General features: G+C 57.0%; 22 protein-coding genes and 1 tRNA gene. 12 read left to right on the forward strand and 11 right to left on the reverse strand.

The window, feature by feature from the left end:
* The first annotated feature begins 2 nt into the window (after positions 1-2).
* A complete protein-coding gene (queG, locus tag ELE36_RS11435; RefSeq protein ID WP_129833402.1) occupies positions 3-1,097 on the forward strand; it encodes a tRNA epoxyqueuosine(34) reductase QueG in 1,095 nt (364 codons plus the stop codon).
* 380 nt (positions 1,098-1,477) lie between these two features.
* On the opposite strand, the gene tnpA is transcribed toward queG, so the two are convergent.
* From tnpA to pcnB, 5 genes are all read right to left on the reverse strand, one after another.
* A complete protein-coding gene (tnpA, locus tag ELE36_RS11440) occupies positions 1,478-1,909 on the reverse strand; it encodes an IS200/IS605 family transposase (protein WP_129833404.1) in 432 nt (143 codons plus the stop codon).
* A 120-nt stretch (positions 1,910-2,029) separates the two neighbouring features.
* Entirely contained in the window at positions 2,030-2,875 is an 846-nt protein-coding gene (gene panC / locus ELE36_RS11445; RefSeq protein ID WP_129833406.1) for a pantoate--beta-alanine ligase, read from the reverse strand.
* A gap of 10 nt (positions 2,876-2,885) precedes the next feature.
* Positions 2,886-3,710, reverse strand: a complete 825-nt coding sequence (gene panB, locus ELE36_RS11450) for a 3-methyl-2-oxobutanoate hydroxymethyltransferase (protein WP_129833408.1) — start codon at positions 3,708-3,710, stop codon at positions 2,886-2,888.
* Positions 3,711-3,809: 99 nt separating this feature from the next.
* Positions 3,810-4,328 carry a 2-amino-4-hydroxy-6-hydroxymethyldihydropteridine diphosphokinase gene (gene folK, locus ELE36_RS11455; RefSeq protein ID WP_129836830.1) on the reverse strand — a complete coding sequence of 173 codons (519 nt, stop codon included), beginning with the start codon at positions 4,326-4,328 and terminating at the stop codon, positions 3,810-3,812.
* Between the two features lie 19 nt (positions 4,329-4,347).
* Positions 4,348-5,709, reverse strand: coding sequence for a polynucleotide adenylyltransferase PcnB (pcnB, locus tag ELE36_RS11460; RefSeq protein WP_129836832.1), 1,362 nt, complete (start codon positions 5,707-5,709; stop codon positions 4,348-4,350).
* 288 nt (positions 5,710-5,997) lie between these two features.
* On the opposite strand from pcnB, the gene ELE36_RS11465 reads away from it, so the two are divergent.
* Together ELE36_RS11465 and fdxA are read left to right on the forward strand one after the other, a co-directional pair.
* Positions 5,998-6,073, forward strand: a tRNA-Glu gene (locus ELE36_RS11465).
* A 45-nt stretch (positions 6,074-6,118) separates the two neighbouring features.
* Positions 6,119-6,442 carry a ferredoxin FdxA gene (gene fdxA, locus ELE36_RS11470; RefSeq protein ID WP_129833410.1) on the forward strand — a complete coding sequence of 108 codons (324 nt, stop codon included), beginning with the start codon at positions 6,119-6,121 and terminating at the stop codon, positions 6,440-6,442.
* Between the two features lie 200 nt (positions 6,443-6,642).
* Here the strand turns inward: fdxA and ELE36_RS11475 are convergent, their stop codons facing one another.
* On the reverse strand, positions 6,643-7,218 hold the full coding sequence (locus ELE36_RS11475; protein ID WP_129833412.1) for a hypothetical protein: 576 nt from the start codon (positions 7,216-7,218) through the stop codon (positions 6,643-6,645).
* Positions 7,219-7,269: 51 nt separating this feature from the next.
* Positions 7,270-8,178, reverse strand: coding sequence for a 4-hydroxy-tetrahydrodipicolinate synthase (gene dapA, locus ELE36_RS11480; RefSeq protein ID WP_129833414.1), 909 nt, complete (start codon positions 8,176-8,178; stop codon positions 7,270-7,272).
* 79 nt (positions 8,179-8,257) lie between these two features.
* On the opposite strand from dapA, the gene ELE36_RS11485 reads away from it, so the two are divergent.
* The 3 genes from ELE36_RS11485 (at position 8,258) to ELE36_RS11495 (ending at position 10,857) form a co-directional block, all read left to right on the forward strand.
* Positions 8,258-8,875: a glycine cleavage system transcriptional repressor gene (locus ELE36_RS11485; protein ID WP_129836834.1), complete on the forward strand. Its 618-nt coding sequence runs from the start codon at positions 8,258-8,260 to the stop codon at positions 8,873-8,875.
* Positions 8,876-8,904: 29 nt separating this feature from the next.
* Positions 8,905-9,372, forward strand: coding sequence for a peroxiredoxin (locus ELE36_RS11490; RefSeq protein ID WP_129833416.1), 468 nt, complete (start codon positions 8,905-8,907; stop codon positions 9,370-9,372).
* 84 nt (positions 9,373-9,456) lie between these two features.
* Positions 9,457-10,857, forward strand: a complete 1,401-nt coding sequence (locus tag ELE36_RS11495; protein ID WP_129833418.1) for a PhoH family protein — start codon at positions 9,457-9,459, stop codon at positions 10,855-10,857.
* Positions 10,858-11,004: 147 nt separating this feature from the next.
* Here the strand turns inward: ELE36_RS11495 and ELE36_RS11500 are convergent, their stop codons facing one another.
* On the reverse strand, positions 11,005-12,219 hold the full coding sequence (locus ELE36_RS11500; RefSeq protein WP_129833420.1) for a hypothetical protein: 1,215 nt from the start codon (positions 12,217-12,219) through the stop codon (positions 11,005-11,007).
* A gap of 95 nt (positions 12,220-12,314) precedes the next feature.
* Here ELE36_RS11500 and thiD point away from each other — a divergent pair, with 95 nt between their 5' ends.
* Positions 12,315-13,274 (forward strand): bifunctional hydroxymethylpyrimidine kinase/phosphomethylpyrimidine kinase, encoded by a 960-nt coding sequence (gene thiD, locus ELE36_RS11505; RefSeq protein ID WP_242512252.1) that lies wholly within the window; start codon positions 12,315-12,317, stop codon positions 13,272-13,274.
* Between the two features lie 66 nt (positions 13,275-13,340).
* Here thiD and ELE36_RS11510 read toward each other — a convergent pair whose 3' ends face one another.
* The gene (locus tag ELE36_RS11510) at positions 13,341-14,369 is read right to left on the reverse strand and encodes an isocitrate dehydrogenase (RefSeq protein WP_129833422.1); all 1,029 of its coding nucleotides are present in this window, start codon (positions 14,367-14,369) and stop codon (positions 13,341-13,343) included.
* A gap of 34 nt (positions 14,370-14,403) precedes the next feature.
* On the opposite strand from ELE36_RS11510, the gene ELE36_RS11515 reads away from it, so the two are divergent.
* The gene (locus ELE36_RS11515; RefSeq protein WP_129833424.1) at positions 14,404-15,618 is read left to right on the forward strand and encodes a hypothetical protein; all 1,215 of its coding nucleotides are present in this window, start codon (positions 14,404-14,406) and stop codon (positions 15,616-15,618) included.
* A 59-nt stretch (positions 15,619-15,677) separates the two neighbouring features.
* On the opposite strand, the gene ELE36_RS11520 is transcribed toward ELE36_RS11515, so the two are convergent.
* Together ELE36_RS11520 and grxC are read right to left on the reverse strand one after the other, a co-directional pair.
* Entirely contained in the window at positions 15,678-16,079 is a 402-nt protein-coding gene (locus tag ELE36_RS11520) for a carboxymuconolactone decarboxylase family protein (RefSeq protein ID WP_129833426.1), read from the reverse strand.
* Positions 16,076-16,339, reverse strand: a complete 264-nt coding sequence (grxC, locus tag ELE36_RS11525) for a glutaredoxin 3 (protein WP_129833428.1) — start codon at positions 16,337-16,339, stop codon at positions 16,076-16,078. The genes ELE36_RS11520 and grxC overlap by 4 nt, the downstream gene beginning before the upstream one ends.
* Before the next feature lie 166 nt (positions 16,340-16,505).
* Here grxC and ELE36_RS11530 point away from each other — a divergent pair, with 166 nt between their 5' ends.
* The 4 genes from ELE36_RS11530 to ELE36_RS11545 all read left to right on the forward strand — a co-directional run bounded on the left by ELE36_RS11530 (position 16,506) and on the right by ELE36_RS11545 (position 21,589).
* A complete protein-coding gene (locus ELE36_RS11530; protein WP_129833430.1) occupies positions 16,506-18,335 on the forward strand; it encodes a M48 family metalloprotease in 1,830 nt (609 codons plus the stop codon).
* Positions 18,336-18,533: 198 nt separating this feature from the next.
* On the forward strand, positions 18,534-19,223 hold the full coding sequence (gene phoB, locus ELE36_RS11535; protein ID WP_129833432.1) for a phosphate regulon transcriptional regulator PhoB: 690 nt from the start codon (positions 18,534-18,536) through the stop codon (positions 19,221-19,223).
* A 96-nt stretch (positions 19,224-19,319) separates the two neighbouring features.
* Complete coding sequence (gene phoR / locus ELE36_RS11540; RefSeq protein WP_129833434.1) at positions 19,320-20,630, forward strand: phosphate regulon sensor histidine kinase PhoR; 1,311 nt, start codon at positions 19,320-19,322, stop codon at positions 20,628-20,630.
* Entirely contained in the window at positions 20,627-21,589 is a 963-nt protein-coding gene (locus tag ELE36_RS11545) for a PstS family phosphate ABC transporter substrate-binding protein (protein WP_129833436.1), read from the forward strand. Before phoR ends, ELE36_RS11545 begins: the two co-directional genes overlap by 4 nt.

Below are 21,589 nucleotides of genomic sequence, written 5' to 3' on the forward strand. Positions count from 1 at the left end.
CCATGATCACAGCGACTACGCCATCACCTCAACGAGACTCTGCCGAACTGGTTGTCGAAATCAGGCGCTGGGGTATGGATCTCGGCTTCCAGCAGGTCGGCATTACCGGCATCGATTTGCACGAGGATGCAGCGCATTTGCAAGCGTGGCTGCAGGCCGGACATCACGGCGAAATGGATTACATGCAACGGCACGGCAGCAAACGCAGTCGCCCCGATGAATTGCATCCCGGCACCTTGCGCGTGATCTCGGTGCGCATGGATTACGATCCGCCGAATGCCCGCGACGCCTGGGAGGTGCTCGACGATGCGCAACTCGCTTATGTCTCGCGCTACGCGCTCGGGCGCGACTACCACAAGGTATTGCGTGGGCGTCTGCAGCAACTCGCAGATCGCATCGCGGCGGCGATTGGGCCATTCGGTTATCGCGCGTTTGTCGACTCGGCGCCGGTCATGGAAAAAGCACTGGCGCGAAATGCTGGACTCGGCTGGATCGGCAAGCACAGCAATCTGCTCAACCGTCACGCCGGTTCGTGGTTTTTTCTCGGCGAACTTTACACCGACTTGCCATTGCCGCTGGATCGGCCGACCACGTCGCACTGCGGTACCTGCACACGCTGCATCGATATCTGTCCGACACAAGCCATCGTTGGTCCCTATCGCGTGGATGCGAGACGCTGCATTTCTTACCTGACGATCGAACTGCGCACGGCGATACCCGAAGAGTTGCGACCGTTGTTGGGCAATCGCATTTACGGCTGCGACGACTGCCAATTGGTCTGCCCGTGGAACAAATACGCGCGTAAAACTACCCTGCCCGATTTCGCGCCACGCAACGGCCTCGACGGCGCGCAATTGATCGACTTGTTCGCTTGGAGCGAGGAGGAATTTCTCAAGCGCACCGAAGGTTCGCCGATCCGGCGCATCGGCTATGAATGCTGGCTGCGTAATATTGCCGTGGCGCTGGGCAATGCACCCAAGAGCGAATCCGCGACAGACGCCTTGCGACAACGCGCGGACCATACTTCCGAGCTGGTGCGAGAACATGTGCGCTGGGCGTTAATCGAGCAAACACGAAAAATTTCGACAGCTGCGTGATTCGAATACTTGCTGATCTAGCAAGCCGCAGGCGTCTCTTATTTACAACAACACTCGCAATTAGTCCAATACCGCACCGCACAATATGCGTCCCAAGGCTGCATATTCGTTGTTTGAGGCAAAAAAAACCCCCGGCGCATAAGCAGCCGAGGGTGAGATTTGTAAAGACTATCGCCTAAACGTGCGCCCTGCGCCACTGGCACAACGGCTGGACGTTGCGAAAAACCCAATGGACAGTATCAATATTGCCACAACGTTTGCAGAAAAGCTACTGCGGGAACAAAAATCATCCTAATCTGGCAGCCAGCTGAGTAAATATCCCCCGGCAAAGCCGGGGGCGCTAACGCGTCCCCAGTTTCAGTGGCACCTTGTGGTGCCGGTTAACGCCACAGATTCAACTGTTCCAGTCGGCGATCTTCATGCTCCTGGTTCTGTATGTACGCTCGTATCTGCGCTTCGTCTCGACCCACCGTTGATACGAAGTACCCTCTAGCCCAGAAATGTTGCCCCGTGAAATTTCGTTTCCGCTCGCCATACGTCCGCGCCAGATGGATCGCGCTCTTGCCTTTGATATACCCCACCACTTGCGACACCGCATACTTCGGCGGTATCGCAATCAGCATGTGCACGTGATCTGACATCAAATGCCCTTCTTCTATTCGGCTCTCGCGTTGCCCTGCCAACTGACGGAACACCTCCCCCAGATGCCGACGCAAATCTCCATACAAACTCTTCCTGCGAAACTTCGGTATAAACACGATATGGTATTTGCACTCCCATTTCGTGTGACTTAGGCTTTCGTACTCGTCCATCGGGATTCTCCGTTCATGTGCTTGGCGGCTCACGAACGGAGTTTCTTCGATGGACTCCCGGAATTGTCAAACTGTTACTGCCACCCCGGCATAGCCGGGGGATCTCCCTTATTGGTTTAGCTAAATCAGAATATTATCGATCAAGCGCGTGCTGCCGAGCTTAGCGGCAATCAATCCCACCAAATCCGTATTTTGTCCAAGCGCAGGTTTTGCCAGATCGCCGCTGGCGCGCAAAACCACGTAGTCTGGTTGCAAGCCCGCATTCTCAAGCAAACGACGCGCCTCAGCCTCGATCTTTTCGAAATCGGTAATTCCCGAGCGCACGTTTTCAGCCATGCTGAGCAAACTCTGATGAATTACCGCCGCGATTTCGCGCTGGCCATCGATCAAGTATTGATTGCGCGAACTGCGCGCCAAGCCGTTCGATTCACGCAAGGTTGGTCCAGCGATGATTTCGATCGGCAAGCCCAGATCACGGGTTAGTCGGCGGATCACCAGCAGTTGCTGATAATCCTTCTGCCCGAATACCGCGACATCCGGCGTGACCAGATTGAACAACTTGGTCACGACCGTGGCCACGCCAACAAAATGACCGGGGCGGCACGCACCTTCCAGAATATCGCCGAGCTGAGGTACTTCGATACGCACGCCGTGTTCGGCGCCGTAGGGATAGATTTCATCCACGGCTGGCACAAACAAGACATCACACGAATGTTGCTCGAGCCCTGCTTGATCCTGTTCAAGAGTGCGCGGATAACGGTTGAAATCCTCGTTCGGCCCGAACTGTGTTGGATTAACGAACACAGTCGCGATGACCACTTCCGCATGCTGGCGCGCGATCTCGATCAGCGAATAATGACCCTGATGCAAGTTGCCCATCGTCGGCACAAAGGCGATGCGTTGTCCCTGTTTGCGCTGCTCGGCCACGTAGCGACGCAGCTCGCCTGTTTGCGAAAAAATTTGCATCTCGCGGTCTCTAGAAGGAATGTTCGCTGGCGGGGAACTCACCGGCTCGCACCGCTTTTGCGTAGGCCTTGAGTGCAGTTTCGATCGTGCCATTCTGCAGCAGAAAATCCTTGCTGAAACGCGGACGTTTACCCGGCGTGATGCCGAGCATGTCGTACAGCACCAGTATCTGCCCATCACAATCCACGCCTGCGCCGATGCCGATCACCGGGATGCGCAAGGCATCGGTGATGCGTTTCGCCAGCGCAGCAGGCACACATTCCAGCACCAGCAGATCGGCACCCGCCTGCTCAACCGCCACGGCGTCGGCGAGCAAACGTTCGGCCTCCGACTTGCCCTTGCCTTGCACGCGATAACCGCCGAGTTTATGCACGGATTGCGGCGTCAACCCCAAGTGGGCACAGACTGGAACCTCGCGCTCATCGAGATAACGGATAACCTCAAGCACGTGTCCCGCGCCTTCGAGCTTGACCATCGCGGCGCCGCCCTGCGCGAGCAAGCGCGCCGAACTAATCGCAGCAGCATCCGGATTGCGATAACTCATGAACGGAAGATCAGCGATGAGCAATGCCAGATGCAAACCACGCGCAACAGCGGCCGTGTGATAAACCATTTCATCGAGTGTTACCGGAAGCGTGCTCGACTGGCCTTGAACCACCATGCCCAACGAATCACCGACCAAAGCGACATCGATCCCGGCGTTGTCCAATTGCGTTGCGAAGCTCGCGTCATAGGCGGTGAGCGCGACGATCTTTTCGCCACGCGCTTTCATGCCGAGCAAATGCGGCACCGTCACTGGCGCGCGCGCAGATGCAGTTTTGGCATTTCCGTACATCTTCCACTCCACTTTTTTGTGTTAGCCGGATATCAGGATTTGAAAAAATTTACCGAGCACCGTGGCGACAACCATCGGCGAATCGTATCCGCGCTGCCATCAGGAACTGATCGAGCTCTGTACGGGGCAATCAACTTTTTGCAGCACCTGGCATCCTTGCACATCGACCAAGCGGCACAACTCCTCGACCGTGCCGTATTCCGTGATTCGCATACTGGGGGCGAGTTCAGCCAACGGCAATAGCACAAAAGCACGTTCGTGCATGCGCGGATGCGGCAACTGCAGGCCGGACTCGATAATCGTACAATTGGCGTAACTCAATAAGTCCAGATCAATGATACGCGGGCCCCAGCGTTGCTCACCGCGCTTTCGTCCGAAGTCATTTTCAATCGCAAGCAGCGCATCCAGCAAAACTCGTGGTGCGAGCGTGGTTTCTATTTCGGCCACGGCATTGACGAAATCCGGCTGCGCGATTTCACCCCAGGGCGGTGTGCGGTAAAAATGCGAGCTGCGTCGCAGTCGTGATTGCGGCAGTTGCTCAAGTGCTTGCAGGGCGCGCTGCAGCTGGATTTCTGGCTCGGACAGATTGCTGCCGAGGCCGATATAAGCGATTTGCATCGTTGTCGCTATTGCTCGCTTATTCGTTGTCCGCGCCCGATGGAGCAGAAGCGCCATCCGCAATGGCAGGACGTTTGGCACGTCGGCGCCGCGGACGTTTTTTCTTCGGGCCGTCGTCCAGCGTGGTTGCCAGAGGCGGCGCGGCCAGCGAATTGACACCGAGGCGTTCGGCAAGCTCGTGCTCGGGCAACGCGAGTGCGTCGGTCCACCACTGCGCGAGTTCCTTGATCTGCGGCGACTCGACCGCACGCAAAACCAGAAAATCATACGCCGCACGGAAACGCGGATGTGTCAGCAAACGAAATACGCGCTTGCGCGAACGTTGTTCAAAACGTGGTTGCAACGCCCAGATTTCCTGCACCGTAATGCTGAAACGACGCGGGATTGCGACGCGTGCAACCTGTTCCGCGATCACGCGATCGGATGCATTTTGCCATGCTACACCAGGGTCGGTGCCCGCTGTCACCGCGCGTTGCGCCATGGCGCGTACCGCGCCCCAGAGCAAGGTCGCGAACAGGAAAGCGGGCGTGACCGACTTGCCTTCACGCACGCGCGCATCGGTATTTTTCAGTGCGCCTTCAATCAGATTGCGCAAATTGTCTTCGCCGGATCGCACCAGACTTTTTGCGGTGAGCGGGAAAATTTCCTGCAGCAATCCGGTTTCATCGAGACGGCGAAAACTGGCTAGTCCGTGCCCGGCCAGAAACAGCTTGAGCGTCTCGTCGAACAGTCGCGCCGGCGGTGCCTCGGCGAGCAAGGCGCCGAGCGTCGCGAAAGGTGCCTGCGCATCTGGCGCAATGGTGAACCCGAGTTTCGCTGACAGTCGCACCGCGCGCAGCATGCGCACCGGATCTTCGCGGTAACGTTGATCCGGGTCGCCGATCAGACACAGCTCGCGGCGCGTCAAATCCTCATAACCGCCGGTGTAGTCGCGCACGCTGAAATCGGCAATGTCGTAATACAAGGCGTTGACGGTGAAATCGCGACGGATCGCATCTTCGTCGATGCCGCCATACACGTTGTCGCGAATCAGCCGCCCATCGACGATGTGCCGATCGCCGGTGCCATCGTCGCTGAGTCCGCGGAACGTCGCGACTTCAATCACCTCCGGGCCGAACATGACGTGCGCGAGACGAAAGCGCCGACCGATCAGGCGACAATTGCGGAACAGCGATTTAACCTGCTCCGGCGTAGCATCGGTGGCGATATCAAAGTCCTTGGGATGCCCGTCCAGCAACAGATCGCGCACCGCGCCGCCGACCAGAAAGGCCTGATATCCGGCTTCATTCAAACGATACAAAACACGCAGCGCGCCGCTGGAAATATTCTTGCGCGAAATGTTGTGCTTTTCGCGCGGAATGATGCGCAGGTTGAGGTTCAAACTCGGGCTTGCGGATTTTTTTGGTTTGGGTGCAGCGCGCTTCACGCTCGCGCTTGGCAACACCTCGCGCTGACGTGGTCCGCGGCGGAAAATATCTGTCAGGAAATTCAAAACCACGTAATGTCTCCTGACAGTGTGTGGTGACTCGGTTGGCCCGGCAACGGAAGGTTCCGTTACCTCTTAAGTTGACTCGTTACGCGCTTGTATCGCGTTCACGCGCGAAGAAACTCGGTGGATTTTCTTCGGTTCCAGTTTATACTAGTCGGCACTTGGATTTCCCCAATCCATGCTCCCTTCGTCTAGTGGCCTAGGACACTGCCCTCTCAAGGCGGGAACACGAGTTCGAGTCTCGTAGGGAGCACCATTCTTATTTGCTATCTTTCCTACCACCCATCATGGAACCAGCGACATGCCCTTCGTCGTGACGGAAAGCTGTATCAAGTGCAAGTACACCGATTGCGTCGAAGTATGCCCGGTCGACTGTTTCCATGAAGGCCCCAACTTCTTGGTCATCGATCCGGAAGAATGCATCGACTGCACCTTGTGCGAGCCCGAATGCCCGGTCAATGCGATCTATCCCGAAGACGATGTGCCGGCGGGGCAAGAGGCATTTATCCAGATCAATGCCGAACTCGCCAAGGCATGGCCGGTACTAACCGTACGCAAGGATGCACCAGCAGATGCCAAGGAATGGGAAGGCAAGCCGGACAAACTGTCGCTGCTCGAACGTTGAGCTGGATTGCCACGGTCAGGGCGAAATTCTGATCGAGTCTTCAGCCGACGATTGTAACGATCGGCGGTCAATCTGCAGCGCCTGCGCGTTGATTAAACGGGGTCGCAAAACCCCGAGTCGATCAAGCTGGAATCAGATTACGCAAGCACCAACCGCGAGAAAACATCTCGCAGTTGCGATGCCTTCAAGCCAAAGCGTGATTACGACAAACGTTCGCGCAATACATCCAGCACTTGCTTGACCGCACTTGGATCGCCCGACGCATTGACGTTGGCGGCATCGCCATCGGCATCAACCTGGATGCTCACACGATTCACGCTGACCGCCTGCTTACCACCGATGATGCGCTTGAAGAAACCGGGTTTCGGCCCCGCCGCAACGGTGACATCTACTGCATAACTGTGCGTTGCTTCATCGCGACTCACGACAGTACCTACCTTGCCGCGCTCAAGCGCCAATCCTACCCGCTGCCAAGCGTTCGCGACCGAGTCGGCAATGCGTACGCCATTGCCTTGAGCGGCTGCGCTGACGCCGCTTGCTGGCGGCGAGCCGACAGCGCCACTCGATGCGCTGGATCTACCAGCACCAGCACCCGCCGGTGGCACGATCAGTTCACCGGCGGTGTTTGGCGTATCCAGATCCGGTGGCACGTCCAGCGGACGTGCTTCGACAGCTTTGTCGTAATCGGTATGGGTGCGGAACATGCCACAACCGCTCAGCAGCAGCGCGGTCATGCCGCCGAGCAAGAGATAACGCAGAAATTTTTCAAGGTTCACGGATCTGGGACTTCCTGATTGGGAAAAGGACGCATGACGCGCCGTTCAATTTTAAGCCGCGCTGCTGTGCCGCGGCTGAACCTCAGCAGGGAAAAGATTTCTGACTACTTCAGTCGCATGCGTATGGTGTTCGGCGCTTAGGCCGGTCAAAGGCAGGCGCAAATGCGCAGAACAAATATCCAGCAGACTCAAGCACCATTTCACCGGAATCGGATTGGGCTCGGCAGCCAGCACATCATACAAGGATAGCAGCGCGGCATTCAGTACGCGCGCATCCTCGTGCTTTTCGGCAATACACGCATCTACCAGACGACGGAAATGCTGCGGGGCAAGATTCGCTGCCACCGAAATCACCCCGCGCGCACCGCTCAGCATTGCACGGACAAAGGTCGGATCGTCGCCGCTCAAGACACTGAAGTTCGGACTTTGCAATTCCAGCAATTGCTGCATACGCGAAGCATCAGTACTCGCTTCCTTGATTGCAACGATATTCGGATGTTTCGCAAGCTCGGCCACGGTTTCCGGCAACATATCGCAGGCGGTGCGACCTGGCACATTGTATAAAATTACCGGCAATCCGCCGTGTTCGGCCACTTGCTGGTAGTGCTGCAACAACCCGTCCTGGGTTGGACGAACATAATAAGGCGTGACTACCAGCGCGGCATCGGCGCCAAGCGCCTTGGCGCGCTGGGTAAGGCCAATGGTCTTGCGCGTGTTCGCTGTGCCAGTGCCGGCGATCACCGGAATGCGACCGGCAACACGTTCGACTGCAAAGCGTATGAGATCGGCATATTCGGCATCATCGAGCGCATGCGCTTCACCGGTCGAACCGGCGACGATCAAGCCATGCGTGCCGCCTGCCAATTGATAATCGACAAGCCGGCCGAATGCCTCAAGATCGAGGGCGCCGCTCGCTTGGAACGGCGTGACCAGCGCACACATGCTTCCGATGAATTTCAAGACAGAATCCGGGGCTTCAGATGACGCGCGATGTTACTTGCGGGTCTTGGGCATGGCAAGTATTCTGGTCGTGAGTTGCATGAAGGCGCCGCCTTTTCCCTCTACATATCCAGTAACTCGCAGGAAGGCCGTTTTGACCGACACCACCGCGCCACGTCCCACCGCAAACGAAAATCATCTATTGATCAACGCGTTTGCCGCGCAAAGCCATTCGCCACTGGTGACCCTGAGCAAACGGATTGCCGATTGCGGTTGCAATGTCGTCGAGGCGCGCGTGGCGACGCTTGGGCGCGACGTTTCCGTGCTCGTACTCGCCATCGGCTCGTGGGATGCGATCGCCAAGCTCGAATCTGCACTCGCGCGCTACGAACGTGAAGAACAATTGCGCCTGCTGTATTTCCGCACTAGCCAGAAGCAGCTGCAGACCAATCTGTTGCCGTATGTAGTCGAGGTGATCGCTGCGGACAAAGCGGGAATTCTTTACCAGATTGCCGAATTTTTTCTGCATCACGGCATCACGATCGAGCAGCTGCAATCCACTCGTTATCGCGCGATGCAGACCGGCGCAGACATGTTTTCGGCGCAAATCACCATCGGTATACCTTCCACCACGCATATCGCCGCATTGCGCGACGACTTTCTTGAATTCTGCGATGGGCTCAATCTCGATGCCATCATGGATCCGATGAAATTCTGATGCTTCGACTCTAGAGATTGTCCGGAACGATGCTGAAAATCGGCGACAAGATTCCTAACCTCACGGGCGCCACCGCTACCGACGTCGTGATTCGGCTACACGATCTGCATGGCAAATTTGTCGTCGTCTATTTTTATCCGAAAGACAATACCACCGGCTGCACGCGTGAAGCACAAGACTTTGCGAGCCTGCATGCCGCGTTCGCCGATCGCAATGCGGTTGTGTTAGGTGTATCGCGCGATTCAATCAAGGCACATGCCAATTTCACGGCAAAATTTTCACTGCCCTTCACGCTGATTTCCGATAGCGACGAAACCTGGTGTCGCGCCTTCGATGTGATTCACGAAAAACAATTGTACGGTCGGCACTATCTGGGCATCGTGCGTAGCACGTTCCTGATTGATCCCAGCGGAAAATTCAATCACGAATGGCGTAACGTCAAAGTAAGCGGGCATGCTCAGGCCGTGCTCGACATGCTGGATAGCCCACGCACATGAGTTGCCAACACGTTTTACGAGCAGCTCCGAACTAGCTTGTAAAATGCATTTCGATTTTTCCCGCAACCGCAGAGTGAGCAGCGCATGACACGTGGAAAACGCATTTACGTACTCGACACGAATGTGCTCATGCACGATCCGACCGCATTGTTCCGTTTCGAGGAACACGATGTATTTATTCCGATGACCGTACTCGAAGAACTCGATGCGGCCAAGAAAGGGGCATCCGAAGTCTCACGTAATGCACGCCAAGTCAGTCGCTTTCTGAATGAGCTGATCGTGCACGGCGGCGCCGATGGCATCAACCAGGGCATTGACCTGATCATGCCGCAAGGTCTGCAACTCAAACGAGCAGACCAGATTGGCAAGCTATATTTCCAGACCCGCACTGCCGAGGCGCCTGCGATTCACGGCAAGAAGGTTGGTCTACCCGATAACCAGATTCTGGCCAGCGTGCTGAGTCTGCGCGAGCAAAATGCGAAATCGCCAGTCGTTCTTGTTTCCAAAGACATCAATCTGCGCATCAAGGCCTCGATCTACGGAATCCCCGCAGAAGATTACGAAAACGATCGCGCGCTGGATGATTTCAACCTGCTCTATGCCGGGCATAACGAGTTACCCGAGGATTTCTGGTCGCGCCACGAAGAGGTGCGCTCGTGGTCGGAACGCGGCCATGCATTCTATGAACTGAAAGTGCGCGAAGACGAAGATTGGCATCCGCACCAATTCCTATATATGCCAGGTGAAAACCAGCTGGAATTGCGTGTTGCAAAATTACGTGGCGGTGTGGCGACACTGCAGATTGTCGAAGATTATTCGAAAGGATCGCATACGGTCTGGGGTGTGGGCGCGCGCAATCGCGAGCAGAACTTTGCGATGAATGCGTTGATGGATCCGGAGGTGGATTTTGTCACCCTACTCGGCACTGCCGGCACCGGCAAGACCCTGCTCGCGCTGGCGGCAGGCCTGGCGCAGACCATGGATCAGCAGCGCTATCGCGAGATCATCATGACCCGCGCGACCGTTTCTGTCGGCGACGATATCGGCTTCCTGCCCGGCACCGAGGAAGAAAAAATGACGCCGTGGATGGGTGCACTGACTGACAATCTCGAAGTACTAGCCACACCTACTGAGGGCGGTGCCTGGGGCCGTGCGGCGACCAACGATTTGCTCGCGTCACGCATCAAGATCCGCTCGCTGAATTTCATGCGCGGACGAACATTCCTGAATCGGTATGTGATCATCGACGAGGCGCAAAACCTCACGCCGAAGCAAATGAAAACTCTACTGACCCGCGCCGGGCCGGGCACCAAGATGATTTGCCTTGGCAACGTCGAGCAAATCGATACGCCATATCTGACTGAAACCACGTCAGGACTGACCTATGCCGTGGATCGTTTCAAGGTCTGGCAACACAGTGCGCATGTCACCTTGCGGCGTGGCGAACGCTCGCGTCTGGCCGACTTCGCATCGGAAGTGCTCTGATAGCTACGCTGTAGGCACTGCTCGCGGATGATTCATCTTATCCGGGAGCAGTGATTCAAACTTACGCGTATCGGCATGGCGTTGAACCCACCATAAAAAACGGAACCTCACGGTTCCGTCAGTTTGCTCGGCTGTATACCACTGAGGTCAGAAGTGCACCAGATACAAAGCTTCGAGCTCGGTCTGGTTGCCACCACTACGCGACGAAAAACCATTCATCGCGCCAAAAATGTATTCCGTGGGTGCGTAACTGGCAGCCAATCGCAACTCAGAATACTTGCCGAGCGTTTTACCAAAGCTCAAAGCAAGACTGTAATTGGACAGACGATATTTCAAAGCCTGGTACAAGGCATCCGAAGCAGGCAAAGGCTGCTCACGAGTGCTGTAACGCAACTGCCAATCGCCATATTCAGCGCCGTGCCAAGTCCAGCCAAGGCTGAATACAGACAAGTCACGTTGGGCGTAGATTGAATTGGCAGTGCCATCACCACCAGCACCCACACGACTCGGCGGCGCAAAACCAACAAAAGGCGTCGTAGCGCTGTACTGGATACGTTCGGCACGCAAGTCCAGAGTCTGACTCGGACTCACCGTATACGCCAAACCCAATCGATAGCTACCGGGAATATCATAAACGCCCGGTTGCGCATACACGCCCATCGAGCGATTGTAATCGTCCACGGCTATCTTCGAGCGAAAACCTGCGGACCAGCGCAAGGAATCATTCAGCGCATTAGCGACACCAAAACCCAGACCCGTCCCGTAGGCCGCCGCATTACTGCCATACGCGTTTTCGTTGCGCATCTCGTAAATGCCGAAACCAAATCCGGTATGGCGCTGATAGGCAAGAATTCCTGACACACCCCAAATGCCTTGACTGCCCCAGCGTTGTTCCAAGGTTGGTGAAATCAGGTCACGATGGCCGCTACCGGCACTTTCGGGAAGCAAAGTGCCGCGCACACTGCTTGAGGCAAATGCATGATTCTCAGGCAAGTTGTCGCCGGACAGACCAATTCTCAGATCGGTGCGAGTGGCATCGTCGAGCCATACGACCGTCGAAGAAGACACTGCTGATGTGGAGGCTAGATTATCCAGCACACTCGGAGGTTGAGACTTGATCTCGGCGTGATCTGCCCAAGAGAAATCAGGGGTGACGCCGGAAAGTGCATAATCGCGCCAGCGCGAAATTACTGATGAAGCATCGGAAGGCGTGGCGGTGATCGAGGCGAGACTGCCCGAATCAGCAATAAGAGACGCTGCAGATAGTGAATCATTTGCTGCCGCAGACAAGGAAAGCGAGAGCGTCAGGCCAAAACTGACTGCTCCCGCTAACTTTCGCTCTGCCCTGAATTTGCCCTGCATCGCCCTGCTCGCGATTCCGTGCTATGTAATGATGGATTGATGATTGCAAAAAAACAACAGCGTGTCAAGCGCGCCACAGAAAATTTTTATGCGTCTTGCCTAACGCTGAAATCCTTATCCAACTTGGTACTGCTCAAACATTGCGGGCAATTCCGGCTATCTTTGCCGGATTCCCATCGTTGCATTTATACAACAAAGTGATTGGCATGAATTCCCCTATCCCCGTGGTTCTAAGCATCGCCGGATCCGACTCCAGCGGCGGCGCTGGATTGCAAGCCGATTTAAAGACCTTTGCGGCTTTCGGAGTGCATGGAGTCAGCGTTGTGACCGCCGTCACCGCTCAAAACACAAGCCGCGTCGAGGCTGTTTTTACTTTGCCCGCGCACCAAATCGTCGCCCAGCTACGTGCCGTGCTAGCTGATACTCCGGTGACCGCGATAAAGCTTGGCATGCTCGGCAACGTCGAATGCGTACGTGTGGTTATCGACTGTTTGCGCGAACATCATTTCGCCCACGTCATACTCGATCCAGTGATGATTGCGACCTCAGGTGATCGGCTGCTTGGCCAAGCAGGCGTCGATTTACTGCGGAACGAGCTACTGCCGCTGACGAGCATCATTACGCCAAACATCCTGGAAGCCGAATGCCTGCTCGACAGACGGCTACATTCTCAAGCCGACATGCTGGCAGCAGCGCAGGAGTTGCGTGGCTTGGGCTGCGCTGCGGTATTGCTGAAGGGCGCGCACATGGCCGGAACCGAGGTGGAGGATTGGTACGTAGACGCAAACCATAGCCTGTGTTTTCGCCATCCGCGACTGCAAATCGAAGGGCATGGCACGGGCTGCACGTTGGCCTCCGCCCTCGCCGCAGGGCTCGCGCTCGGTCATTCTGCGGAGCTGGCGGCCCGCAACGCGATCGACTACGTGCAGGCAGGACTAAAATCGGCGATCCATCCCGGCAAAGGCTCAGCTGTGCTGGGCAATTTCCGCTCGAATCAAGGCAGATTCACGAATACGAGTGCGGATCAGGATCCGTCTGCCAAAACTACGTCCTGACTCCGATAAAACAAACAGCGCGCGATTGCCGCCTCGATCAAACATTGCCAAGCTGAAGGAGTTGAATCAAGCCGCCTTGCTGCCGTGACCGCGAAGGCTTTCAATCAGTGCGTCAGCAAACAAATCGGTACTGCCATTTCCGCCGAGATCGGGGGTTACGCGGTCTTTTCTGCTCAACACATCGCGGATGGCATTGCGCAGCCGTGCTGCCTGATCCTCCATACCGAGATGACCGAGCATCTGGCAGGCGCCCAGCAATAACGCGCACGGATTGGCGATGCCCTTGCCAGCGATATCCGGCGCGGAGCCATGCACCGCTTCGAATATGGCGGCCTCGCTACCAATATTCGCGCCCGGCGCAAGTCCGAGCCCACCAACCAAGCCAGCACACAGATCGGAAATGATGTCGCCGAACAGATTGGTTGTGACGATCACATCGAACTGCATCGGGTTCATCACCAGTTGCATGCAGGTATTATCGACAATCATTTCGTTGCAGACGATTTCCGGATACTCCTGCGCCACTTCACGCGCGACCTTCAGAAACAGCCCTGACGTGGTCTTCATGATGTTGGCCTTGTGCACAACAGTGACTTTCCTGCGACCGCTGCGGCGCGCGAGTTCGAACGCATAACGCACAATACGTTCGCTGCCGCGATGGGTTACACGAATCTGCGACAGCGCTACTTCGCCATCCGCAGACAGGGTCTGACCTTCCGCACCGTATGCCCCTTCGGTATTTTCGCGCACGGTAATAATGTCGATGCCATCGTAACGCGCCTTGGTGCCCGGGAAAGTAATCGCCGGGCGCACATTGGCGTACAGATCAAAACGCTTGCGCAGTTCGACGTTCAGCGACGAAAACCCGCCGCCGATCGGCGTGGTCAATGGCCCCTTGAGCGCGACGCGATGCTTGGTGATCGCATCGATGGTCGCTGCAGGCAAAAGCTCGCCGTGTTTTTCTTGCGCTGAAAGACCGGCATCGACAAAATCGTAGTGCAGCCCGCATTCCATCGCATCGAGCACGCGCAGACTCGCATTGGTGATTTCCGGGCCGATACCGTCACCGCGAATCACGGCAATTGTCTTGCTCATAATGTGAAAATCTCTGCAAAGGTTAAAAAGAGAGGTGGCGTCATACCAAGCTGTGCATTATCGTAGATGCATGTTGCGCGAACAAGAAAATATCGGCAGGGGCCTGCAATCCGCCAAATCATTGTCGTCATGGGCGAAATCGCCCGCACGCTGGTGCGCCTTGCTGGGCATCGTTGCGCTGTGCTTTTTCGGCTTCTCGAATGCCGCCAGTGAAAGCGCAACGGACATTCGTCTGGTACCTCCATCGAGTAGCGATCTCGTACTACCTTGGACGCTCGGTGTTTCGGGCATGTGGCCAAATGCGTGCGCCCCCGAAATCGAACGCATCAATGTTGATGGCAACGATGTGCGGATCGATGTACGCAACAAAAAAACTCTTTGTGCCCAGACGCCCGTACCGTTCACATTCAACGCAGCACCTGCTGCTGCCAGTGGCGTTACGCTCATGCCGGCCGGCAGCTATCACGTCAGCATCTATGCCGCCCAAGGCGCGCATGCCCCACTGCGCTTGTATGCCTTCGGTTTGGTGGATACGACCTCCGCAGATGCGGTGGCGACTCCGGAATCGGGTTACTGGTGGGCTCAACCGGAAGGTAACTCGAATGTTTCCCCTGGCACGGGGCTGGTGATCGAACTGCAGGGCCGCACCCTGACTGTTTCTGCGCTCAGCTATGAGAGCAACGGTGAGCCCGTCTGGTACCTCGGCACGGGCCTGCTTGAGAGCAGCATTGCGCATATTCCGATGCTGCGAGTGCAAGGTGGTAGCAGCCTGTTTGGTGAGAAAACGGAAGCACCACGTGCGGCGGCCGCGCTGAACCTTGATCTTGAGTTTCAATCCAGCGGCCGTGCTGTGGCGTGGTTCACTCGTAGTAGTGCTGACGACTCGAACGCGCTGGAGCTGCGTGCGCTCACCCTCTCGCGTATGGCGTTTGCAGATCCCCCAGACGGGCACGTCTGGCAAGGTGACTGGATTTTGGTTCCTGACGACCCACTCAAGGCAACCCAGCGCCTGCACTTCGATCAACTGCAAACGCAAAGCGAGCAGAATTTTCGTCTGAGCGACAGCAATAGCGACAATTCGCTGAACTGCTGGCGCGACACGCAACGCCCGAGCGCGCCGCCGCAAAATTGTACTTTGCAAGGTAACAACGGCATCACCTTGGCACAGTTCAATGCTGTGGCGATCGGCCGGCTTGAGGGCGTGATGCCGGATCACGGGCGCATACGCCTGATTCGACTGACGCCCTGATCGTTATTCGATACACAGCTGGTGGCGCATAATCCGCCAACAGCAAAACCGCGCGGCCACTACTCTCCGACTCCGATACTGACATCGATGTCGTCTTCATCCACCGAATAAGTGTGACCTTCGCGCTCGATTTCGTCGAGAAAATCCACCGCGCGGCGCAGATGCGGAATCACGATCGAACCACCGACCACCAGCCCCACGCTGAACACGTCAAAAAACTCGTCGCGACTCACGCCTGCCTCGGCGCACTGCGCTACGTGATAAGAAACGCAATCGTCGCAACGCAATACCAGCGATGCCACCAGACCGAGCATTTCCTTGGTCTTGAGTGATAACGCGCCATCTTTGTAGGTTTGCGTATCCAGCGCGAAAAAACGCCGTACAACCTGATTATCCTGCTCCAGAATTCGCGTGTTCAGTCGCTGGCGAAAATCCGTGAACTGCCTGATCCGATCACTCACGAATTTGCTCCTGCCAGCAACTCGGCCAAACCACCACTGCGATCAAACGCAATGAGATCGTCGTAGCCGCCGATGTGCTGATCGTTGATGAAGATCTGCGGCACGGTACGACGCTGCGTGCGAGTGAGCATTTCTTCGCGACGCGCGGAGTCGGTATCGATGCGAACATCGTCGTAATCGATGCCCTTCTGCTTGAGGAAGTTCTTGGCAGCAACGCAATACGGGCAAATCGCGGTGCTGTAAACAAGTGCTCTGGTCATGGCGTTCTCTGCTGCGATTGTGGGACGCGATTCAGACATTATCTGCTAAAAATGGCGCGGCTTGCAGGACCTCGCAGATTTTCGCTTCACGTCTTGCTTGATGAGGTCGAACGACAGCAAAACCCAGCGTGGTGGCGCGCGCTGGAATTACCAGTAGCTGCGGAACTTGCGCTGCGTTAAGGTTATCCAAAGCGAACTTGAATCTAGGCTTTGCATGCGCGTTAAAACTCTTTTCCCTGCACTCATATTTTTTGCCTGCAGCGTGCTGACCGGGATCGGCCATGTCCGCGCGGCAGACGTGAATCTGCCGAATATCGGCAGCTCCGCCGGCGAACTTTTATCGCCGGAAGAAGCACACCAGTACGGCGCGTCAATGCTGCACGAAATGCGTTCACTGGACATGGTGCTCGATGATCCGTTACTAGTCGCGTACATCAATGCTCTCGGCTACCGCCTTGTAGCTCACAGCGACAAACCCGACCAGGCGTTCACTTTTTTTCTGGCACGCGACGACATCATCAACGCGTTTGCTGCGCCTGGTGGATATATCGCCGTCTATACCGGCCTGTTCGTCACCACGACCACCGAAAGCGAACTCGCCGCGGTGATGGCCCACGAAATCGGCCATATCACGCAAAACCATCTGGCGCGTGCATTCGAAGATGCGCAAAAAGCATCGCTACCGATTGCGTTGGCAATGCTTGGCGCGTTGATCGCCACGCGCGGCGGCAGCGGCGACGCCGGAACCGCCGCCATCGTCAGTGGCATGGCCGCAATGCAGCAGCGCCAGATCAACTTCACCCGTCACGATGAAACTGAAGCCGATCGCATGGGCATACAAACTCTGGCGCGCGCCAACTTTGATCCGAATGCGATGGCCGGATTTTTCCAGCGCATGCAGCAGGCGTTGCGTCCCAGCGACGATGGCGAGGTGCCGGAATTCTTGCGCACCCATCCAGTATCCACATCACGCATCAGCGACGCCAAATCGCGCGCCGAGGCTTTGAGCAAAGAAGTCGCGAATCGCACCCCTCTGTTGGAAAGCACTGCCGGGCATACCGCGCCATCGTCCTCATGGCTATTGCTGCAACCCGGGCAAGCCGGCAAGAATCCGCTTGCTTATGGCGCCGCCACGCATGTCGATCTGCCGCATGACCGCGAGGTTTCACAACGCTACTATGAGCTGATGCGCGAACGCGTACGCGTGCTGACCGCGATCAATCCGAATGCGATTCTCGGCTATTACAGCGACAATCTGCGCGACAATCCCAGCTTCGACACTACCGCCAATCGCTACGGTTATGCTTTGGCATTGTTGTACGCGCATCAACCGGAAAAAGCGCTGGTGCAGATGCAGAAACTCGGAGCCGCACAATCCGATCAACTGGTATTCCAGATCGGTATTGCGCAGAGCGAGTTCTCGTTCGGCAGGCGCGATGCAGCGCTGAAACGTTATGCCGAACTCGAAACCAATTACCCACGTAACCGCGCGCTAGCATTGATGCACAGCGACGCTCTGCTGCAGCAAGCGGATGCCGACAGCGCGCACAAGACCCAGGAATTACTGCGTCCGTTACTGCTGGACGAAAGCGACGATCCAAGCATGCAGACCAACTTTGCGCGTGCCTGCGAGCTCGCTGGCGACAAGATTCGCGCCGGTCAGGCATATGCCGAGGCCGCCTTGTACAGCGGACATGTCGAGGATGCATTGAACCAGCTCAAGGCCCTGACTAGTCGCGCCGATCTCGATTATTACCAGCGCGCACGCATCGAGGCGCGTATCACCGAACTCACGCCGTATGTTTTGGAGCTGCGCCGCAAGCACATCAAGCCGGATGCGCAGGACGCCAAACGGCAAGGATTGCGTGCCGGACTGGGACGTGACAACGATGCGACAGAACGCGATTCGAATACCGCGAGCTCACACAAATCCTCGACCACGTTCTGCATCGGCGCCAACGCTTGCACCCCACTGTCATCCGAGCGTAACAATTAACCGCTGCAATAGGCATGTCACAAAACGCGGCAGCCTGTTGCATAGCAGTTATTAACTAACATCATGGTGAGCTTGTGCGAAGACAATTCCTGATCGTCGAGGATAAGTCCGCCGTGACCAGCAATCGGTGCAACGGGCATGTCATGCAACGCGGCAATCTGTCGCATAGCAGCTATTAACCAACGTCATGGTGAGCTTGTGCAAAAACATATTCTGATCGTCGAAGACGAACCCGCCATCGGCGAAATGGTCGCCTTCGCCCTGCGTAAAGCGGGCATGGACTCGACGCATGCGCTGGACGCGCGCACCGCACAAAACGCCATCATGGAACGCGTACCCGATTTGATCCTGCTCGACTGGATGCTGCCCGGCATGAGTGGCATCGATCTCGCGCGGAGGCTGCGCAAGGAAGATCTCACGCGCGAAGTGCCGATCATCATGCTTACCGCGCGCGGCGAAGAAACCGATCGTGTCAGTGGGCTGGATGCCGGTGTCGATGACTACGTCGTCAAGCCATTTTCCACGCGCGAGTTGCTGGCGCGGATCAAGGCGGTAATGCGCCGCACGCATGGCGATGAAGCCGATGGCGTGATCGAGCTCGGCGGTATCACCATCGATAGCGCCGCGCACCGGGTTTTTGCGAACGGCCAGACCGTGCAGATCGGTCCGACCGAATATCGCTTGCTGCATTTTTTCATGACCCACGCCGAGCGCGTGTATTCGCGCAGTCAGTTGCTCGATCACGTCTGGGGCGGCAGCGTCTACGTCGAGGAACGCACCGTCGATGTGCATATCCGCCGCCTGCGCAAAACCCTCGAACCGTTCCATAGCGATGGCCTGGTGCAGACCGTGCGCGGCGCCGGTTATCGTTTTTCCACCAGTCTTTGAGCGCAGACACGGACAAGGCCGTGGCGCATCATTGCTGCATGCCGAAAACGTTCTGCTGCCATAGCGCCATGCCATTGCTCGAAGTGACGATTTGTCATGGCACTTAGTCGCGCGTGGCAATTCAGTTTGTGGCGCTTGCTCGGCCTGATTGCGGCGGCGGTCGCACTCGGCTGGTGGCTGAATGCGCTGGCCTCATGTCTGCTGATGTTGTTCGCGGGTTATCTCGCTGTGACGTTATGGAAACTGCACGGGCTGGAAACCTCGCTACGTCTGCAACATCGTATCCCGCCAGCGGAAGGCTGGGGCATCTGGGGCGAATTGCATGACCTGCTATCGCGCCGCCAGCGCTCGGAGTTCCTGCGCAAGCGTCGCCTGATCGGCTTGTTGCGTGCATTTCGCGATGCCGCCACGGCGCTGCCCGATGCCACCGTCGTGCTCGACAATGCGCAGCGCATTCTCTGGTTCAACGAAGCCTCCACGCGTTTGCTCGGACTCAAATACCCGCAGGATATCGGCGGGTATTTCAGCAACCTGGTGCGTGCGCCGCGAGTCGCCGAATGGCTCGCCGACGGCACGGCTATCGATCCACTGGCCGACGTGCCCTCGCCGCCCAACGATGCGATTCGCCTGAGCCTGCGCATGATTCCGTACGGCAGCGAGCAATCGCTGCTGGTCGCGCGCGACATCAGCAACGTGATGCGACTGGAGCAAGTGCGCCGCGATTTTGTCGCCAACGTTTCGCACGAATTGCGCACACCGCTGACCGTCGTGCATGGTTATCTGGATATGCTCGAGCCCGAGCAAATGCCCGAGTGGGATTCGATCCTGCGCGAACTGCGCACGCAGTCGCGGCGCATGACCCAGATCGTCGAAGACCTGCTCACGCTGTCGCGTCTCGAAGCGCAGGAGAGCCTGCCAGAAGAACGTGTCGTGATGCATTCTTTGTTGCTCACGCTCAAGCGCGAAGCCGAAGGCCTGAGTCAGGGCAAACATTGCATCACGCTCGACATCGGCAGCGAGCACGATTTGAAAGGCTCAGCCAAGGAGCTGCACAGCGCGTTCTCGAACCTCATCACCAACGCCGTGCGCTACACACCCACCGGCGGACGCATCGCGATTCGCTGGAGCGATGAAGAACACGGCGGACGCTTCGCCGTGAGCGATACCGGGCAAGGTATTCCGCCGCATCATATTCCACGCATTACTGAACGTTTTTATCGCGTATCCACCAGTCGATCGCGCGAAACCGGTGGCACTGGACTCGGACTTTCGATCGTCAAGCATGTGCTGAACCTGCACCATGCGCGGCTCGAAATCCAGAGCGAAGTCGGTGTCGGCAGCACGTTCATGTGCATGTTTGATCGCGAACATCTGCTCGCGCCGCAATCGCTCACCGAGGAAGCATGAGCCGTCAACTGCTGCTATTGCTCAGCTTGTTACTGAGTTGCAAGCACGGCTTCGCGGCACCGGCAGAAGCCGCGCTGAGCGGTACGCTGACCAGCGTTGGTTCGGATACGCTCGGCAATCTCATGACACGCTGGGCCGAGGCATTTCAGCAACTCCATCCCGGCGTGATCGTGCAGGTGCAAACACCGGGATCGTCCAGTGCGCCGATCGCGCTTACCGCCGGCGCGGCGAGCTTCGGTGCGATGAGTCGCGAGATGCATGCCGATGAGCTGCAACGTTTCGAGCAGCGTTACGGTTATGCGCCGACGCGTATTTCGGTGGCGCAGGATGCGATCGTGGTGTTTGTGCATCCGGACAATCCGCTGCAATCGCTGCGCCTGCTCGATATCGCGGCGATCTTCGGCGAAGCTGGCGCGTGTTCGTCATCAGCGCAAGACCCCGAACAACGCCGCATCGAACACTGGAACGATCTCGATGTGGTCGATAGCAACTTCGCCGCGCAACGCCTGCTGCGCATCGGTCGCAATGGCGTTTCCGGCACGTCGGCATACTTCAGCGAAGCCACGTTGTGCGGTGCCGATTATCGCGCCGACATCGTGCAGTTGCCCGGCTCGGGTGCGGTGGTCGCCGCGGTCGCACAGCACACGAATGCGATCGGTTATTCGGGCATCGGTTATCTCAACGCGCTAGTCAAACCTTTGGCCTTGAGCACGGCGACGCACACGACCGCGGTCAGTCCGAATAACCAAACGATCGAAAGTGGCACCTATCCACTCAGCCGTTCGTTGTACCTGTATTTCAACATGAAGCCCGAAACTGCGCCGTCCGTCTTGCTTGCGTCATTTTTCCGCTTCATCCTGTCCGCTCCCGGCCAGGGTATCGCGACGCGCGAAGGCTTTCTGGCGTTGTCCGCCGAGCAGCGCACGACACAGCTGACCGCGCTGCATCTGGCGCAATAA

This window comes from Pseudolysobacter antarcticus (genome assembly GCF_004168365.1).
In the GTDB taxonomy this organism is placed as follows: Bacteria; Pseudomonadota; Gammaproteobacteria; order Xanthomonadales; family Rhodanobacteraceae; genus Pseudolysobacter; species Pseudolysobacter antarcticus.

Excerpts from the sequence above, each read along its gene's own strand:
- grxC (WP_129833428.1), bottom strand. The coding sequence starts at position 16,339 with ATGACCAGAGCACTTGTTTACAGCACCGCGATTTGCCCGTATTGCGTT.
- ELE36_RS11495 (WP_129833418.1), top strand. The coding sequence starts at position 9,457 with ATGACACGTGGAAAACGCATTTACGTACTCGACACGAATGTGCTCATG.
- ELE36_RS11500 (WP_129833420.1), bottom strand. The coding sequence starts at position 12,219 with ATGCAGGGCAAATTCAGGGCAGAGCGAAAGTTAGCGGGAGCAGTCAGT.
- panB (WP_129833408.1), bottom strand. The coding sequence starts at position 3,710 with ATGTACGGAAATGCCAAAACTGCATCTGCGCGCGCGCCAGTGACGGTG.
- folK (WP_129836830.1), bottom strand. The coding sequence starts at position 4,328 with ATGCAAATCGCTTATATCGGCCTCGGCAGCAATCTGTCCGAGCCAGAA.
- ELE36_RS11490 (WP_129833416.1), top strand. The coding sequence starts at position 8,905 with ATGCTGAAAATCGGCGACAAGATTCCTAACCTCACGGGCGCCACCGCT.
- phoR (WP_129833434.1), top strand. The coding sequence starts at position 19,320 with ATGGCACTTAGTCGCGCGTGGCAATTCAGTTTGTGGCGCTTGCTCGGC.
- ELE36_RS11545 (WP_129833436.1), top strand. The coding sequence starts at position 20,627 with ATGAGCCGTCAACTGCTGCTATTGCTCAGCTTGTTACTGAGTTGCAAG.
- queG (WP_129833402.1), top strand. The coding sequence starts at position 3 with ATGATCACAGCGACTACGCCATCACCTCAACGAGACTCTGCCGAACTG.
- panC (WP_129833406.1), bottom strand. The coding sequence starts at position 2,875 with ATGCAAATTTTTTCGCAAACAGGCGAGCTGCGTCGCTACGTGGCCGAG.
- ELE36_RS11510 (WP_129833422.1), bottom strand. The coding sequence starts at position 14,369 with ATGAGCAAGACAATTGCCGTGATTCGCGGTGACGGTATCGGCCCGGAA.
- ELE36_RS11485 (WP_129836834.1), top strand. The coding sequence starts at position 8,258 with ATGAAGGCGCCGCCTTTTCCCTCTACATATCCAGTAACTCGCAGGAAG.
- fdxA (WP_129833410.1), top strand. The coding sequence starts at position 6,119 with ATGCCCTTCGTCGTGACGGAAAGCTGTATCAAGTGCAAGTACACCGAT.
- tnpA (WP_129833404.1), bottom strand. The coding sequence starts at position 1,909 with ATGGACGAGTACGAAAGCCTAAGTCACACGAAATGGGAGTGCAAATAC.